Here is a 16041-nt window from a genome sequence, read left to right as displayed (position 1 = left end):
ACGCCTGCGCCTGACTTCAACGGCGACGCGACCATCACCTACACCGTCTCCGACGGCAACGGCGGCACCGACACGGCGACCGTGACGGTTGCGGTTGGTGCGGTCAACGACGGCCCCGACGCGGTTGATGACACGGCCACCACCGACGAGGACACCCCCGTCGAGATCGCTGTGCTGGGCAATGACACCGATCCGGAGAACGACGCGCTGACCGTGACCGAGGCGACCTCGCCGGACGGCGACGTTGTGATCAACGCGGACGGCACGCTGACCTTCACACCAGCCGAGAACTTCAACGGCGACACCACGATCACCTACACGATCACCGACGGCAACGGCGGCGAGGACACGGCAACGGTCACCGTCACGGTCACGCCAGTGAACGATGATCCTGTGGCGAACGATGATGCGGCGTCCACGAATGAGGACGAAGCGGTCACCATCGACGTGCTCGGCAACGACACTGATGTGGACGGCGACACGCTGACCATCACGGGCATCACGCAGCCGGACAATGGCACCGCAGTCTTGAACGCTGACGGCACCATCACCTACACGCCAACGGATGATTTCTCTGGCGAAGACACCGTGACCTACACCGTGTCTGACGGGAATGGCGGCACGGACACCGCCACGATCACCTTCACGGTGAGCGGAGTGAATGACGGGCCGGATGCAGTGGACGACGAAGCGTCGACCAACAACGTGACGCCTGTGATCATTCCGGTTCTGGCCAATGACACAGACCCAGAGAATGACGCGCTGACGGTGACGGAAGCCACTGTCGATGTCGGGGCTGTCACGATCAATGCGGATGGGACACTGACCTACACGCCAGAGGCTGACTTCGGCGGCGTAGCGACGATCACCTACACCATCACCGATGGGAATGGCGGCTTTGACACCGCGACTGTCTCGGTGAAGGTCAACGACGGTATCGTTGAAGGCACCGCAGGCGACGACCTGATTGACGTGAACTACATGGATGACCCTGAAGGGGACATGATCGACAACAACGACGAATTCCTGCCGGGCGAAGGCCCACAGGACGACATCGTGTTGGCGGGTGACGGCAACGACACTGTGTTGGCTGGCGAAGGCAACGATGAGGTCTACGGCGAAGCTGGCAATGACACGCTTTATGGCGAGGCTGGCGACGACTATATCTCTGGTGGCGAAGGCGACGACACGCTTTACGGCGGTGACGGCAACGACACGCTGGATGCAGGTCAAGGCGCTGACAAGCTTTACGGGGAAGACGGCGACGACCTGCTGCTTGGCGGTCCGGGTACGGACTTGCTGGATGGCGGCGCGGGCGATGACACGCTGATCGGGGCCAACAACGACGATGAAATCATCGGCGGCAGCGGCAACGACACCATCGAAGGCAACGACGGTAAGGACGACATTCAGGGCAACGAGGGCGAAGACTTCATCCTTGGCGGCGCTGGTGACGACACTATCGACGGCGGCGACGACAATGACCGGATCTACGGCGAGGACGGCGACGACGTGCTTCGCGGCGGCGCGGGCGATGACTATCTGTCCGGCGGCAACGGTGACGACGTACTGTACGGTGGTACCGGCAACGATGATCTGGACGCTGGCCAAGACGGTGACACGCTCTACGGTGAAGAGGGTGACGATAACCTGCAAGGGGGCGCGCGCGAGGATTACCTTGACGGTGGCTCCGGTGATGACACGATTGACGGCGGCAATGCCGACGACGTGATCATCGGCGGTGACGGCAACGACACCGTGTACGGTGGTGACGGCAACGACACAATCGACACCAGCCGCACCGGTATCCCACTGCCTGATCTGGGGTATCCTGGCTTGTTCCCTGCGGATGCCAACCCGAATGACGATATCGACTTCGTAGACGGTGGGGCAGGTGACGACATCATCTCCACTGGCGACGACGCCGATACTATCTTTGGTGGCGACGGCAACGACATCATCGATGGCGGCATGGATGCCGACACGATCGACGGTGGCGATGGCAACGACCGGATCGTGGGGGGCGAAGGCTCCGACGTGATCAATGCGGGCGCGGGCGATGATATCGTCTATGCCGGGATTGATCCTGATCTGGGCCTGCCGGACAACCTCGACATCGCAGATGTTGACGGTGATCTGGTGCCGAACAATGGTCAAGATGTGGTCAATGGCGGCGACGGCAACGATACGATCTTCGGCGCTGACGACGACGACATCCTGAACGGGGACGCGGGCGACGATTACATCGACGGCGGCGTGGACAATGACACCATCACAGGTGGCACGGGCAACGATACAATCATCGGTGGCCAAGGTGCTGATACGATGTCTGGCGGCGACGATGCCGATACCTTCATCGTCTCCAGTGGCGAAGACGGCAACGGCGACGTGATCGACGGCGGCACGGGCGGCGATGACCGCGACGTGCTGGACCTGACAGGCGCTGGCCCGCTGCGGATCGTTGGCGAAACTGTGGATGCGGACGGCGACAGCACCTCCGGTACGGTCGAATTCCTCGACGGTGTTGGTGGCAACGTCATTGGCTCGCTTCAGTTCTCCGAGATCGAAAGCATCGTGCCTTGCTTCACGCCGGGTACTTCGATTGCGACGCCACGCGGTGAAATCCTTGTTGAGGACCTGATGGTTGGCGACAAGATCATCACCCGTGACAACGGCATTCAGGAAATCCGCTGGATCGGCGCGAAGCGCATGGACGGCCGCGAGTTGCAAAACAACCCGCACCTGCAGCCGGTTCTGATCCAGAAAGGCTCCCTCGGGAATGGCCTGCCAGAGCGTGATATGCTGGTGAGCCCGAACCACCGGATGCTGGTGAACAACGACCGCGTTGCCTTGTACTTCGAGGAGAATGAAGTTCTGGTGTCGGCCAAGCACTTGGTCAACCCGTCGGAAGGGGTTCAAACCATCGCGTCGATGGGGACGACCTACATCCACTTCATGTTCGACAACCACGAGGTTGTGCTGTCGAACGGGGCGTGGACGGAAAGCTTCCAGCCGGGTGACTACTCGCTGAAAGGCATCGGTAACTCGCAACGCAACGAAATCTTCGAGCTGTTCCCTGAACTGCAAGGCGAAGCTGGCCGCGAGGCATATGCCTCCGCCCGCCTGACCCTGAAGAAGCACGAAGCCAAGTTGCTGTTTAAATAGGTTTAAGTTTCAGCTGCGCCCCCATGCGGGGGCGTATCTGGGGGGTAACGAGTAAATTATTAAAAAGGCCCCTCCGCGTATGGAGGGGCCTTTCTTCGTTTTCGGTTTAGGGCTTTAGCTGCGGTCGGCCCGCCATGCGGCCCAGTCTTCGGGGGTGTCCAGATCTCGCAGGGCCGCCGCACCTATGGGGACCAAAACTGTGTCGGCCTTGTATTGGCGGAGGAGCGGCTGCGCGCCAGTGTCACCGCTAAGGGTCATGACGTCGGCGTATAGTTTTTGGCGCAGAAGAACCGGATGCCCCGGTTTTCCTGTCGCATCGGCGCCGCGCAGGATTGTTGCCAGCGGATGCGCGTCCGCCGCACGCATGACTTTGTCTAAATCCGGCGTGGTCAAATCTGGAAGGTCGGCCAGCACGATGAGGACGGCTCCGGCCTCCAGTCCCGCCACTCCGCAGCGCAGGGAGTTTGACATACCCACGTCAGCGCCGTCGTTGTAGATGATGTCGACGTCCAACCCCGTGAGCACCTTTGCGCGCTCGGGACGGTCCGGCGGCAGCACGACCCGAACCCGATCGGCGCAAGATGCCAAGCAGGCTAGGGCGCGTTCGCGCAGTAATGGCGTGCCGCCAACATCTTCCAGCAGCTTGTCGCGTGTGCCCATGCGCGAGGACGCGCCGCCCGCGAGCAGAAGGGCGGTGATGCTCAATGGCTTGCGGTTGATGAGAAGAGGTTAATGACAACGATCCCAGCAACGATAAGCGCCATACCCAAGACCGCCGCAAGGTCCAGCTTTTGGCCGAAGTAGCCCCAACCGATTGCCGCGATGAAGACGATGCCAAGCCCTGACCACATCGCGTACATGATGCCGACAGGCATGGTTTTGAGTGTCAGGGATAAAAAGTAGAACGCCACTGCGAAGCTCACCAATGCAAGCAGCGACGGCCAGAGACGTGTGAACTGTTGCGAGGCTTGAATTGAGGAGGTGCCGATGGTTTCGGCGCAGACCGCGATGATCAGGAAAATGTAGTGCTGGGGCATTCGTGACCTCCGAATGAACGGTGAACTTACCGCCGACGATAGTGCGGATATAGCCCGAACGCCAGCGCCCCAACGCAAAAGGGGCCGACACCAATGCCAGCCCCTTTATGCATTACTTATAGCGCCTTACATGGCTTTGTTCAGGTTCTCGTCAATCTTTTCCAAGAAACCTTCTGTCGTCAGCCAGCTTTGATCCGGACCAACCAGCAGGGCAAGATCTTTGGTCATGAAGCCGCTTTCCACGGTGTCGATCACGACCTTTTCCAGCGTTTCCACAAAAGTGGCGAGCTGGGCGTTGTTGTCCAGTTTCGCGCGGTGCTTCAGCCCGCCTGTCCACGCGTAGATCGACGCGATGGAGTTGGTTGATGTCGCTTCACCAGCTTGGTGCTGTCGGTAGTGGCGGGTCACGGTGCCGTGGGCGGCCTCCGCCTCCACGATCTTGCCGTCTGGTGTCATCAGGGCCGATGTCATCAGGCCAAGCGAGCCGAACCCCTGGGCCACGGTGTCTGACTGCACGTCGCCATCGTAGTTTTTGCAGGCCCAAACGAATTTGCCGGACCATTTCATCGCGGAGGCGACCATGTCGTCGATCAAGCGGTGCTCGTAGTAGATTCCGGCCTCTTCGAACTGGGCCTTGAATTCCTTATCGTAGATCTCTTGGAACAGATCTTTGAACCGGCCGTCATAGGCCTTGAGGATCGTGTTCTTGGTCGACAAATACACTGGCCAGCCGACGTTCAGACCGTAGTTAAACGAGGCGCGGGCGAAGTCGATGATTGACGCGTCTAGGTTATACATCCCCATCGCGACACCTGCGGAGGGGGCGTCGAAGACCTCTTTCTCGATGGTCTGGCCGTCTTCACCGACGAATTTCATGGTCAGCTTGCCGGGGCCGGGCATCAGGAAATCCGTGGCTTTGTATTGGTCGCCAAAGGCGTGACGCCCGATAACAATCGGGTGGGTCCAACCCGGTACAAGGCGCGGCACGTTTTTACAAATGATCGGCGCGCGGAAGACGACACCGCCCAGAATGTTGCGGATCGTGCCATTGGGGGAGCGCCACATCTGCTTCAGCCCGAATTCCTCGACACGGCCTTCGTCGGGCGTGATGGTCGCGCATTTGACGCCAACGCCGTATTTTTTGATCGCCTCGGCGGCATCAACGGTGATCTGGTCATTCGTCTCGTCGCGCACTTCCATGCCGAGGTCATAGTATTTCAGATCAAGGTCCAGATAGGGCAGGATAAGTTTCTTCTTGATGAAGTCCCAGATAATGCGGGTCATCTCGTCACCGTCGAGTTCTACGACGGGGTTTTCTACCTTAATTTTGGACATGGTTTACTCCGACCAATGGGACATCTCTTGCGCGGGTCATAGCGCAAGTTGAGTGCATTGGGAAGTCGGTATACTTTTGTATACGAAAAATGATTGCGATGGCTTAGCGCGCGTCGAACCATGCGTCGATGCGGGTTTTCAAGTGACCCCAAAGAGCGGGGGCGCCCTTACGCACCTTGACGCCGACGCGGGTTTCAAGCTGCTCCGGCGTCACGTTATACTCGGGCCAAGAGCCACCACCGGAGGCGAGGTTGTTCACCACGGGTTGGACGCGGTCGATGGATTTTGCGAAGATGGCGTCGTCGCTCTCGGCGGCCTCGAATTCGTCCCACAAGGCGCGGAACTCCGTTGCTTGATCCGCTGGCAAAAGCCCAAAAATACGGTCTGCTGCGGCTTGCTCCACACGCTCCATCTCGGCGGGATCGTGGTTGCCATGAATGGGGTTGTCGCCTGCGTCGATCTCTACAAGGTCGTGCAGCAACAGCATTTTGATAACGCGGTCCACATTTACGGGGCGCTCCACGTGCTCTGCCATGACCAGCGCATAAAGGGCGATGTGCCAGCTGTGTTCACCAGAGTTTTCCCGCCGCGAGCCGTCACACAGCGTGGTGCCACGCAGCACAGACTTGAGCTTATCGGCCTCCGTGAGGAAGGCAAACTGCTGGGAAAGGCGGTCAGTCATAGGGGAATTCCAGACGTTGCGTCGTGGTGATCAGCCTCTGTCGCCACTCGTTGGCAGCTGCTCACCTTTGTTGCCCGCCAGTTTGTCCCTTAGGAACTTCACGGCGCGGGCTTCGGCCTTCCGGACACGCACAGCGGTCAGAAAGGCCTCTTGGGTGGTTTGCGAAGACGCGCCGATCAGGGTGGCGACATGCGGGATGACGCTTTCGTCCTGAAGCTCGTTCTCGACGGCAATTGCTTTCTTGGCAAGCTCGTCGGCGATGTCTTCGGTGATGCCCATTAGCGCGTGTTCTCGGTCAGGCGGCGCTGGACGTATTCCTCAACGGAGTTGGTGAGCGTGTCCATGTGGTCGTTCTCGAAGAAGTGGCCTGCGCCTTCGACTTCTTGGTGGGTGATGGTGATGCCCTTCTGCTCGTGCAGCTTGTTCACCAAGGTCACCGTGTCTTGCGGCGGGGCCACGCGGTCGCCCAAGCCGTTGATCATCAGGCCGGAGGCGGGGCAGGGCGCAAGGAAGGAAAAGTCGTACATATTGGCGGGCGGCGACACGGAAATGAAGCCCGTGATCTCTGGGCGGCGCATCAATAGCTGCATGCCGATCCACGCGCCGAAGCTGAAGCCTGCGACCCAGCAATGCTTGGCGTTCTGGTTCAACGACTGCAGGTAATCCAGCGCAGACGCTGCGTCTGACAGCTCCCCGATGCCTTGATCATATTCGCCTTGGGACCGGCCAACACCGCGGAAGTTAAACCGCAGGACGTTGAAGCCCATGTTGTGAAATTTGTAGTGCAGGTTGTAGACCACGCGGTTGTTCATCGTGCCGCCAAACTGCGGGTGCGGGTGCAGGATGATCGCAATCGGCGCGTCGCGCTTGCCTTTATGCGGGTGGTAGCGGCCTTCTAGGCGGCCTTCCGGTCCGGGGAAAATCACTTCGGGCATATGCGTCTTTCCTTGCGTCAGATTAAGAGCGTCCCCATATAGTTGACGAGATTGCTCAGGTAATCTAGAATTATTCTAATTTGCCCGATCAGAGACGCCGGACAGGTCAATTTGAGTTAAGGTCTGCGCCTGCCATCGTCAACGGTATTCGCCTATTTTTGAAGGATAACGCTATGAAACTTAGCACCAAAGGCCGCTACGCCATGGTTGCGCTCGCTGACTTGGCCCAAAGCGCCGACGGCGGTTTGGTGTCGTTGGGCGAAATATCCAAGCGGCAGAATGTGTCGCTGCCCTATCTGGAGCAGCTTTTCGTGAAGTTGCGCCGCGCGGGCTTGGTCGACTCCGTGCGCGGGCCGGGGGGCGGCTACCGTTTGGCAAAGTCGCCTGATGCGATCCGCGTGTCCGAAGTCTTGGAGGCCGTCGATGAGACAGTCAGCGCCATGCACACGGGGGCGGGGGCGTCCGGTGGCTCTTGCGGGTCAAAAGCGCAGAGCATGACCAACCGCCTGTGGGAAAGCCTGTCGGCGCATGTCTACGTGTTCTTGCATCAGACCCGCCTGTCGGACGTGATCGACAACGAGCTAAGCCCGTGCCCTGCCGTGCCAACGCTGTTCACCGTGGTGGATGAGGCCTGAACATGTCGCGCGTATACCTCGATTATAACGCCACGATGCCCTTGGGGCAGGCGGCCCGCGACGCGATGATCGCGGCGATGGACGTGGCGGGAAACCCGTCGTCGGTTCATAGCGAGGGGCGTGCCGCCAAGGCGATTGTGGAGCGCGCGCGCGGACAAATCTCCGACGCGTTGGGCGCGTCAGGGGCGGATATCGTGTTCACGTCCTCCGCCACCGAGGCGGCAGCACTTGCCTGCGCGGGGCGGGGGCTTTTAGGCGCGCCGGTGGAGCATGACGCCGTCGGCGCGTGGACGTCGGGCGATTTGCCAGTTGACGCACACGGCAAAGTGACCGTGGCCGATCCGGCGAACAGCGTGTTGCAACTCGCCAACTCCGAGACGGGCGTGGTGCAAGAGATACCGGACGGTTTGGCGTTGTCGGACATGACGCAGGCGTTCGGCAAGCTGCCCATCGCGTTTTCATGGTCGGGCGCGCATATGGCTTTAATATCAGCGCATAAGCTAGGTGGACCGAAGGGTGTCGGGGCCTTGGTGTTGCGTCAGGGACTGGATGTCGCGGCGCAAATCAAGGGCGGCGGGCAAGAGATGGGCCGTCGGTCTGGCACGGAAAATGTGATTGGTATCGCAGGGTTTGGCGCCGCCGCAGCCGCTGCAGCGCGTGATTTGGCCGATGGTGTGTGGGATCGGGTTGCGGAACTTAGAAATATTCTAGAAAAGGCCATTGAGGTCAGCGCAAAGAATACTATTTTTGTCGGAAATGAGTCGAGCAGGCTGCCCAATACCACCTGCTTCGCCACGCCCGGCTGGAAGGGCGAGACACAAGTGATGGCCATGGATTTGGCCGGATTTGCGGTGTCAGCCGGATCGGCGTGCTCCAGCGGTAAGGTGAAGGCCAGCCGCACTGTGGCAGCCATGGGATACGACGAGGTCGTCGCGACAAGCACCCTGCGCGTCTCGCTGGGGCCCGACACGACGGAAGAACAAATTCTTCGCTTCGCAGACGCGTGGCTGAAGGCAGAACGAAAATTTCACGCCAAGGCGGCGTGATGAGCGAGGAGACACACATGTCGCTTGAGGATGCAGTCGATACCGTCAAAGAAGGCGTGGATCAGGAAACCGTAGATGCCGTGCGCGAAGTGGGCGGCAAGTATAAATACGGCTGGAACACCGAAATCGAGATGGACTACGCGCCGAAGGGCCTCAACGAGGACATCGTGCGCCTGATCTCCGAGAAAAACGAAGAGCCGGAGTGGATGCTGGAATGGCGTCTTGAGGCCTATGCGCGTTGGGTGAAAATGACAGAGCCAAAGTGGGCGATGGTCAACTACCCGAAGATCGACTTCCAAGACCAGTATTACTATGCCTCGCCGAAATCCATGGCGGAGAAGCCGAAGTCGCTCGACGACGTCGACCCGAAGCTGCTGGAAACCTACAAAAAGCTGGGCATCCCGCTGAAAGAGCAGATGATCCTCGCGGGCGTCGAAGGCGCGGAAGAGTTGACCGACGCGCCGCGCAAAGTCGCTGTGGATGCGGTGTTTGACAGTGTGTCCGTGGGCACGACTTTCCAGGCAGAGCTGAAAAAGGCCGGTGTGATCTTCTGCTCCATCTCGGAAGCGATCAAAGAGCATCCGGAGCTGGTCAAGAAGTACCTTGGCTCGGTTGTGCCGCAGTCCGACAACTTCTACGCGACGCTGAACTCCGCCGTCTTCTCCGATGGGTCTTTCGTATACATCCCGCCGGGTGTGCGGTGCCCGATGGAGCTGTCCACATACTTCCGCATCAACGCCGAGAACACCGGCCAGTTCGAGCGCACGCTGATCATCGCCGACAAGGAGGCCTATGTGTCCTACCTTGAAGGTTGCACAGCGCCGATGCGCGACACCAACCAGCTGCACGCGGCTGTGGTGGAGCTGGTGCTGCTGGACGACGCGGAGATCAAGTATTCCACCGTTCAGAACTGGTATCCCGGCGACGAGGAAGGCAAAGGCGGCATCTATAACTTCGTGACCAAGCGGGCTGATTGCCGTGGCGATCGCTCCAAGGTGATGTGGACGCAGGTTGAAACCGGCTCTGCGGTGACGTGGAAATACCCGTCTTGCATCCTGCGCGGCGACGATAGCCAAGGCGAGTTCTACTCCATCGCCATCGCCAACCACATGCAGCAGGCCGACACCGGTACCAAGATGATCCACCTTGGCAAACGCACCAAGTCGCGGATTGTCTCCAAGGGGATTTCTGCCGGTAAGGCGCAGAACACCTACCGCGGGCTGGTGTCCATGCACCCGAAGGCAAAGGACTCGCGCAACTATACGCAGTGCGACAGCCTGTTGATCGGCGACAAATGTGGCGCGCACACGGTTCCCTACATCGAGGTGAAGAATAACTCCTCGCGTGTGGAGCATGAGGCGACCACATCGAAGGTGGACGACGATCAAGTCTTCTACTGCCGCCAACGCGGCATGGACGAGGAAGCCGCCGTCGCGCTGATCGTGAACGGGTTCGCCAAGGAAGTGCTGCAAGCCCTGCCGATGGAATTCGCCATGGAAGCGCAGCAATTGGTAGCGATCTCACTGGAAGGGTCTGTTGGGTAAATGCAGGACGAAAAATCCACTATAATTCGCGACGAAGAACGCGCTCAAGCCTCAGTGTCTTTAACGGCCTATCTGTTGAAGTTTGCGCCTTACTGTGTTGCAGGCGGCGCGGTTGCTGGGGTCATACCTTGGCTGTCTAGCGATCGCAGCATGACCTTCCTATTTTCCAGCATCGCTGTCTTTTCTTTTGCAGGACTTTTGCTTGGACTTCCTCTTGGGGCGTTTAAGTGGTGGGCGTCTCGACGGCCAACCAATTTAACGGCACAACAGCAAATGTTCGCTGCTATGGGGCAATGGCGTTTGCGCGTCGCAATTTCGGCTATCGTTTCTGGCCTGCTTTTGGTGGCGCAGGTCGTCAATCCGGTCCCTGGTGGAAGTACGTCTTCAACGATTGGCGCGACCTTGGCCGTGTTCGTGATCTTCTTTTTAGTCTCGTCGGCTTTCGCATTTGTGCTTCGGGTCATGAAGCTGATGCCACCAGAGGCGAAGCAAGACCTATGAATGTGGCTTCATCTGACATGAAGGCAAGGATGGTGCATGGCTTTGGGAGGATAATGCAAAATAACTCCTGTTTCTTGCCATATTCCGGCCAAACTGCCCCCCTAACCCTGTCCGTGAACACGGACGGAGGGGTTGCCCATGAGCATGGCAGACGCAAGCTTTCAAGCACGGTTGGACCGGATCAATTCCGGCAAAGTCTTCGTGGCCGAAGGGCTGCTGGGCAACGGCGAGTTGAACAAAATCCGTCAGCGTCAAGCCAAGGGCAAGGGTCCCGCGTCACAGCCGACGGTCGGCGTGGTGGAGCAAGAGAAGTTTCCCGTGAAGAAGGCCATCGTGTCTACGTTCTTGGGGATGATCGCGTTCTTCGGCGGAAGCCTCGGGGCGTTTCACGCGTCGCAGGGCGTGGCCACGGACTTCGACAAACTCAGCAAACTGGCCGAGGGGCTGGGGCCGATGGGACTGTCCGCCATACTCGCGTTGATCTTGCTCTATGCATCGGGCTATCGCTCGGTGCTGCTGGTCGGCTTTATCGTCGCTGGCTTCTACGCAACACACTTCGCGGAGCCGCATATGGCGCGCGCCGCACCAACGGTTTGGACAATGCTCTATTCTGCGGATCACGCGGATGGGTTGAAGTTTCAAGCCATCGCACAGACGGTCGAGTGGGGGCTAGCGCCGCCCGCAGACCTGACACCAGCAGTGGAACCCGCTGCCGAATAAATAAATCACCGAATGCACTTACACGCACCTCGCATGGGCTTCCCATGCGGGGTCGCTCCTGTTGAAAGAGAGAGAAAATCATGTTGGAAATCAAAAACCTGCACGTGCAACTTGAAGAAGAGGACAAGCAAATCCTCAAAGGCGTTGACCTGACTGTCGGCGCGGGCCAAGTCCACGCGATCATGGGGCCGAACGGCTCTGGCAAATCCACGCTCTCTTACGTGCTGTCGGGCAAAGACGGCTATGAGGTGACGGACGGCACGGCCACGCTCGACGATGTCGATGTGCTCGATATGGACCCGGAAGAGCGCGCGGCCGCAGGCCTGTTCTTGGCGTTCCAGTATCCCGTCGAGATTCCGGGTGTCGGTAACATGACGTTCCTGCGCACTGCCGTGAACTCGCAGCGCAAAGCGCGCGGCCAAGACGAGATGTCCGCTGGCGACTTCCTGAAGCTGGTACGCGAGAAGGCCAAGAGCCTGAAAATCGACGCGGACATGCTGAAGCGTCCGGTCAACGTGGGCTTCTCCGGCGGGGAGAAGAAGCGTAATGAAATCCTGCAAATGGCGATGCTTGAGCCGAAGATGTGCATCCTTGACGAGACCGACTCCGGCCTTGACGTGGACGCGATGAAGCTGGTTGCCGAAGGCGTGAACGCGCTGCGTTCGGAAGGGCGCTCGTTCCTTGTGATCACGCACTACCAACGCCTGCTCGACCACATCAAACCGGACGTGGTTCACATCATGGCGAATGGCCGCATCATCAAATCGGGCGGGCCGGAACTGGCGCTGGAAGTTGAAAACAACGGCTACGCAGACCTGCTGGCAGAGGTGGCCTAAGATGAGTGCCGCTGAACAGTTGAAAGCCGCCCCGCGCAGCTTGCCCGACGGGCAGGGCGCGTGGGCGCAGACCGCTCGCACAGCCGCAGAAGCGCGGCTGACCGCCATGGGCCTGCCAGGCCGCCGTGACGAATACTGGAAATACACCAACCCGACGACCCTGACGGATGTGGAAGCCCCTGCGGCGGAAGCCTTCAAATCGGACGAAACGCCTGTGTTTGGCGATATCGACGCGCTGCGCGTGGTGTTCAAAGACGGTGTCTTTGACGCGGAGGCCTCCGACGAGTTGGCGGGCGAAGGCCTAGAGATCGCGCGTTTGGCGGATGCGGCTACGGCCGACATTCATTGGGCAAAAGACCTGTACGGTGTGCTGGAAACCAACGGGCAAACCCCTGTGGATCGACCGCTTGCCGCTGCCAACACGGCTTACGCAACGGACGGTGTCCTGATCCACGCCAGCGCGAAGGTCAGCAAGCCTGTGTTGATCGTGTACCTGCATGAAGCCGCAACCTCCGACGCGATCCTTCACCACGTGGTGAAGGTGGAAGAGGGCGCGGAGCTGACGCTGATCGAGAACGGCCCAGCCGCCGCACGCTTCAACAACTGCCTAGAGGTGGATGTGGCAGATACGGCCGCGTTCCATCACGTGCGCGCGCAGGGCCGCGATCACGACCGCCGTGCGGCCACGCATATTTTCGCGCGGTTGGGCACTGAAAGCCGGTTCAAAAGCTTCACGCTGACCGTGAACGGCGTCCTGACCCGCAACGAGTGTATCATTGAGCTGACTGGCGACGACGCCGCAGCGCATGTCGCTGGTGCGGCTGTCGGCGACGGCGATTTCCACCATGATGACACAATCTTCATCACCCATGACGCGGTGAATTGCGAAAGCCGTCAGGTGTTCAAGAATGTGTTGCGCAACGGGGCGACTGGCGTGTTTCAAGGCAAAATCCTCGTGAAGGCCGGCGCGCAGAAAACCGATGGGTACCAGATCAGCCAAGCATTGCTGCTGGACGGGGATAGCCAGTTTCTGGCGAAGCCCGAGCTGGAAATCTACGCTGATGATGTGGCCTGTTCACACGGCTCCACGTCTGGCGCGATTGACGAGGACGCGTTGTTCTACCTGCGCTCGCGCGGTGTGCCGGAAACCGAGGCACAGAACCTTCTGGTTCTGGCGTTCCTTGGTGAGGCGCTGGAAGAGATCGAGAACGAAGATCTGGCCGCTGAATTGCTGACCCGTCTAGAGGCGTGGTTTTCGCGTCGCAGCAGCTAGCGATGTCGACGGCGCAGGCCATACTTCAAAGCTACCGCGCCCCGCGCGCGGTGGCGCGGCGGTTCCGCGACGCAGGTGCGGATGAGGGCACGGGGCTAGGTTGGCTATTCGCCGCTTGCATCTTGTTCTTCATCGCACAACTGCCTGGCCTCGCGCGGACATCCCACCTTAGCGAAGGTGAGGTGCCGCTGTTTGGCTTGGCCCTTGGCACCTTTTTCGGAACCATGTTGCTTGCGCCGATCCTGTTCTACGCGTTTGCCAGTTTCAGCCACGTGATCGCGCGCCTGTTCGGCGGGGCGGGGACAATGACGGATGCGCGGCTTGCCATGTTTTGGGGGCTGCTGGCCTCTGCGCCGGCGGTGTTGTTTCAAGGATTGGTGGCTGCGATGATTGGTCCCGGTGGGCAGGCAACGCTGGTGGCGACCTTATCTTTCGCCGTATTCTTATGGGTGTGGATCAACAGCCTGATCGAATTGGAAGGCGCACGCTGATGCTGGCCTATATTGTACAACTTGCCGTTCAAACGCTGCGCCAGCCGCGCGAGGCCGCAAAGACGGTCTTCCAGTTTGAACTGGACCGCTGGTCGCTTTGGCTGGCGTTGACGTTGATCTCTGTGGTGTCGGTGTTGTTCTCCGAATTTACCATGTTGTTCGTCCCACCGGAGATGATTGCCGCGGGCGGCCCGCTGCCAAGCAGCCCCGTTCTTTTAGCCGTCGTTATCTGGGGGCTATTGGTGATCTCGGTGTTCGTCACGCATTACGTCGGGCGGGCTTTCGACGGGCAGGGCGCGTTGAATGACAGCTTGAAAACGGTCATCTGGATGCAGATCGTGCTGCTGGTCTTGCAGGTGGTGCAGATTGCGTTGTTCCTGATCTCGCCAGTCATCGCCATTCTGTTTGGCTGGTTCGGGGCGCTGTATGTCCTGTTCGTGTTTCTGGTGTTCATTCAGGTTCTGCACGGTTTCAAGTCGCTGGGCGGCGTCGTTGCAGGTGCGTTGGTGACATTTATTGGGTTGATGCTTGGCATCGCTCTTATCATTGGCGTTATCGCCGGAGTATTCGGATTGGAGCTGGGCGCGAATGTATGATGTCCAAAAAATTCGGGGCGACTTCCCGATCCTGAGCCGCACGGTGAATGATAAGCCGCTGGTTTACCTCGACAACGGGGCCTCCGCGCAAAAGCCGCAGGTTGTGATTGACGCGATCACGCAAGCCTATGCGCATGAATACGCGAACGTACACCGCGGGCTGCACTACCTGTCCAACCTTGCGACCGACAAATACGAGGCGGTGCGCGGTAAGGTGGCGTCGTTCTTGGGGGCGAGATCCGAGGATGAGATCATCTTCAACTCCGGCACGACCGAAGGCATCAACATGGTCGCCTATGGTTGGGCCGCACCGCGTATGGAAGCGGGCGACGAGATCATCCTAAGCGTGATGGAGCATCACGCCAACATCGTCCCGTGGCACTTCTTGCGCGAACGGTTGGGGGTGAAGCTGGTCTGGGTGGACGTCGACACAAACGGCGATCTGGACCCGCAAAAGGTTCTGGACGCAATTACCCCACGCACGAAGCTGATTGCAGTGACCCATATGTCCAACGTGCTTGGCACGGTTGTCGATGTGAAGGCCATTTGTGCAGGGGCGCGTGCGCGCGGGGTGCCGGTGCTGGTTGATGGCTCGCAGTCGGCGGTGCATATGCCGGTTGATGTCGTCGATCTGGGTTGCGACTTTTACCCGATCACCGGACATAAACTCTACGGGCCATCAGGGTCCGGCGCGATTTACGTGCGTGCGGAGCGGATGGCCGAAATGCAGCCGTTCATCGGCGGCGGCGACATGATCCGCGATGTCCACAAAGACACCGTGATCTACAACGACGCGCCGATGAAGTTTGAGGCGGGCACGCCGGGCATCGTGCAGATGATCGGCATGGGCGTAGCACTCGATTATATGACGGGCGTCGGGATGCAGAATATCGCGGCCCACGAGAAGACCTTGCGCGACTATGCGCGCAGTCGGCTGGACGGACTGAACTGGCTGAATGTCCAAGGGCAATCAGCGGGCAAGGGGGCGATCTTTTCTTTCACGCTGGAGGGTGCTGCGCATGCGCATGACATCTCCACGGTTCTGGACAAGAAGGGCGTCGCGGTCCGCGCGGGGCAACATTGTGCGCAGCCGCTGATGGAGCATATGGGGCTAACAGCCACCTGCCGTGCGTCCTTTGCCATGTATAACACTGAGGCCGAAGTCGACGCCTTGGTCGATGCGCTGGAGCTGTGCCACGAGCTGTTCGCGTAGCTGGCGAAAGCGATCACTGATGAACACGCGTA

General features: G+C 59.5%; 17 protein-coding genes. 11 read left to right on the top strand and 6 right to left on the bottom strand.

Going from position 1 to position 16041, the window contains the following annotated elements; genetic code table 11:
* The coding region (locus tag BLW66_RS04930) for an Ig-like domain-containing protein (RefSeq protein WP_089945555.1) at positions 1–3165 on the top strand (3165 nt) is incomplete at its 5' end.
* Positions 3166–3279: 114 nt separating this feature from the next.
* Here BLW66_RS04930 and BLW66_RS04925 read toward each other — a convergent pair.
* From BLW66_RS04925 to BLW66_RS04900, 6 genes are all read right to left on the bottom strand, one after another.
* On the bottom strand, positions 3280–3870 hold the full coding sequence (locus tag BLW66_RS04925; protein WP_244508547.1) for a nucleotidyltransferase family protein: 591 nt from the start codon (positions 3868–3870) through the stop codon (positions 3280–3282).
* On the bottom strand, positions 3867–4202 hold the full coding sequence (locus BLW66_RS04920) for a DMT family transporter (RefSeq protein ID WP_089945553.1): 336 nt from the start codon (positions 4200–4202) through the stop codon (positions 3867–3869). The genes BLW66_RS04925 and BLW66_RS04920 overlap by 4 nt, the downstream gene beginning before the upstream one ends.
* 126 nt (positions 4203–4328) lie before the next feature.
* Positions 4329–5537 carry an NADP-dependent isocitrate dehydrogenase gene (locus BLW66_RS04915; RefSeq protein ID WP_089945551.1) on the bottom strand — a complete coding sequence of 403 codons (1209 nt, stop codon included), beginning with the start codon at positions 5535–5537 and terminating at the stop codon, positions 4329–4331.
* Positions 5538–5640: 103 nt separating this feature from the next.
* The gene (locus BLW66_RS04910; protein WP_089945549.1) at positions 5641–6219 is read right to left on the bottom strand and encodes an HD domain-containing protein; all 579 of its coding nucleotides are present in this window, start codon (positions 6217–6219) and stop codon (positions 5641–5643) included.
* Positions 6220–6249: 30 nt separating this feature from the next.
* The gene (locus BLW66_RS04905) at positions 6250–6498 is read right to left on the bottom strand and encodes a hypothetical protein (RefSeq protein ID WP_089945546.1); all 249 of its coding nucleotides are present in this window, start codon (positions 6496–6498) and stop codon (positions 6250–6252) included.
* Complete coding sequence (locus BLW66_RS04900; protein WP_089945544.1) at positions 6498–7154, bottom strand: alpha/beta hydrolase; 657 nt, start codon at positions 7152–7154, stop codon at positions 6498–6500. The genes BLW66_RS04905 and BLW66_RS04900 overlap by 1 nt, the downstream gene beginning before the upstream one ends.
* A 173-nt stretch (positions 7155–7327) precedes the next feature.
* Between BLW66_RS04900 and iscR the strand changes: the two genes are divergently transcribed.
* The 10 genes from iscR to BLW66_RS04850 all read left to right on the top strand — a co-directional run bounded on the left by iscR (position 7328) and on the right by BLW66_RS04850 (position 16009).
* The gene (gene iscR / locus BLW66_RS04895) at positions 7328–7789 is read left to right on the top strand and encodes a Fe-S cluster assembly transcriptional regulator IscR (RefSeq protein ID WP_089945542.1); all 462 of its coding nucleotides are present in this window, start codon (positions 7328–7330) and stop codon (positions 7787–7789) included.
* Between the two features lie 2 nt (positions 7790–7791).
* Positions 7792–8835, top strand: a complete 1044-nt coding sequence (locus BLW66_RS04890; protein ID WP_089945540.1) for a cysteine desulfurase family protein — start codon at positions 7792–7794, stop codon at positions 8833–8835.
* A complete protein-coding gene (gene sufB / locus BLW66_RS04885) occupies positions 8835–10379 on the top strand; it encodes a Fe-S cluster assembly protein SufB (RefSeq protein WP_425283321.1) in 1545 nt (514 codons plus the stop codon). Before BLW66_RS04890 ends, sufB begins: the two co-directional genes overlap by 1 nt.
* Positions 10380–10880, top strand: a complete 501-nt coding sequence (locus BLW66_RS04880) for a hypothetical protein (protein WP_089945538.1) — start codon at positions 10380–10382, stop codon at positions 10878–10880.
* Positions 10881–11018: 138 nt separating this feature from the next.
* A complete protein-coding gene (locus BLW66_RS04875; protein WP_089945536.1) occupies positions 11019–11600 on the top strand; it encodes a hypothetical protein in 582 nt (193 codons plus the stop codon).
* A gap of 80 nt (positions 11601–11680) precedes the next feature.
* Positions 11681–12436, top strand: coding sequence for a Fe-S cluster assembly ATPase SufC (gene sufC, locus BLW66_RS04870; RefSeq protein ID WP_089945534.1), 756 nt, complete (start codon positions 11681–11683; stop codon positions 12434–12436).
* 1 nt (position 12437) lies between these two features.
* Positions 12438–13709, top strand: coding sequence for a Fe-S cluster assembly protein SufD (gene sufD / locus BLW66_RS04865; protein ID WP_089945532.1), 1272 nt, complete (start codon positions 12438–12440; stop codon positions 13707–13709).
* 2 nt (positions 13710–13711) lie between these two features.
* Positions 13712–14200, top strand: coding sequence for a YIP1 family protein (locus tag BLW66_RS04860; RefSeq protein ID WP_089945530.1), 489 nt, complete (start codon positions 13712–13714; stop codon positions 14198–14200).
* Entirely contained in the window at positions 14200–14796 is a 597-nt protein-coding gene (locus tag BLW66_RS04855) for a Yip1 family protein (protein WP_170833392.1), read from the top strand. Before BLW66_RS04860 ends, BLW66_RS04855 begins: the two co-directional genes overlap by 1 nt.
* Positions 14789–16009: a cysteine desulfurase gene (locus BLW66_RS04850; RefSeq protein WP_089945526.1), complete on the top strand. Its 1221-nt coding sequence runs from the start codon at positions 14789–14791 to the stop codon at positions 16007–16009. The genes BLW66_RS04855 and BLW66_RS04850 overlap by 8 nt, the downstream gene beginning before the upstream one ends.
* The last annotated feature ends 32 nt before the right edge of the window (positions 16010–16041 follow it).

Source organism: Litoreibacter albidus, assembly GCF_900107015.1.
Lineage (GTDB): Bacteria > Pseudomonadota > Alphaproteobacteria > Rhodobacterales > Rhodobacteraceae > Litoreibacter > Litoreibacter albidus.
Note: the sequence above shows the minus strand (reverse complement) of the source record. Positions and strands in the feature narration are given on the sequence as shown.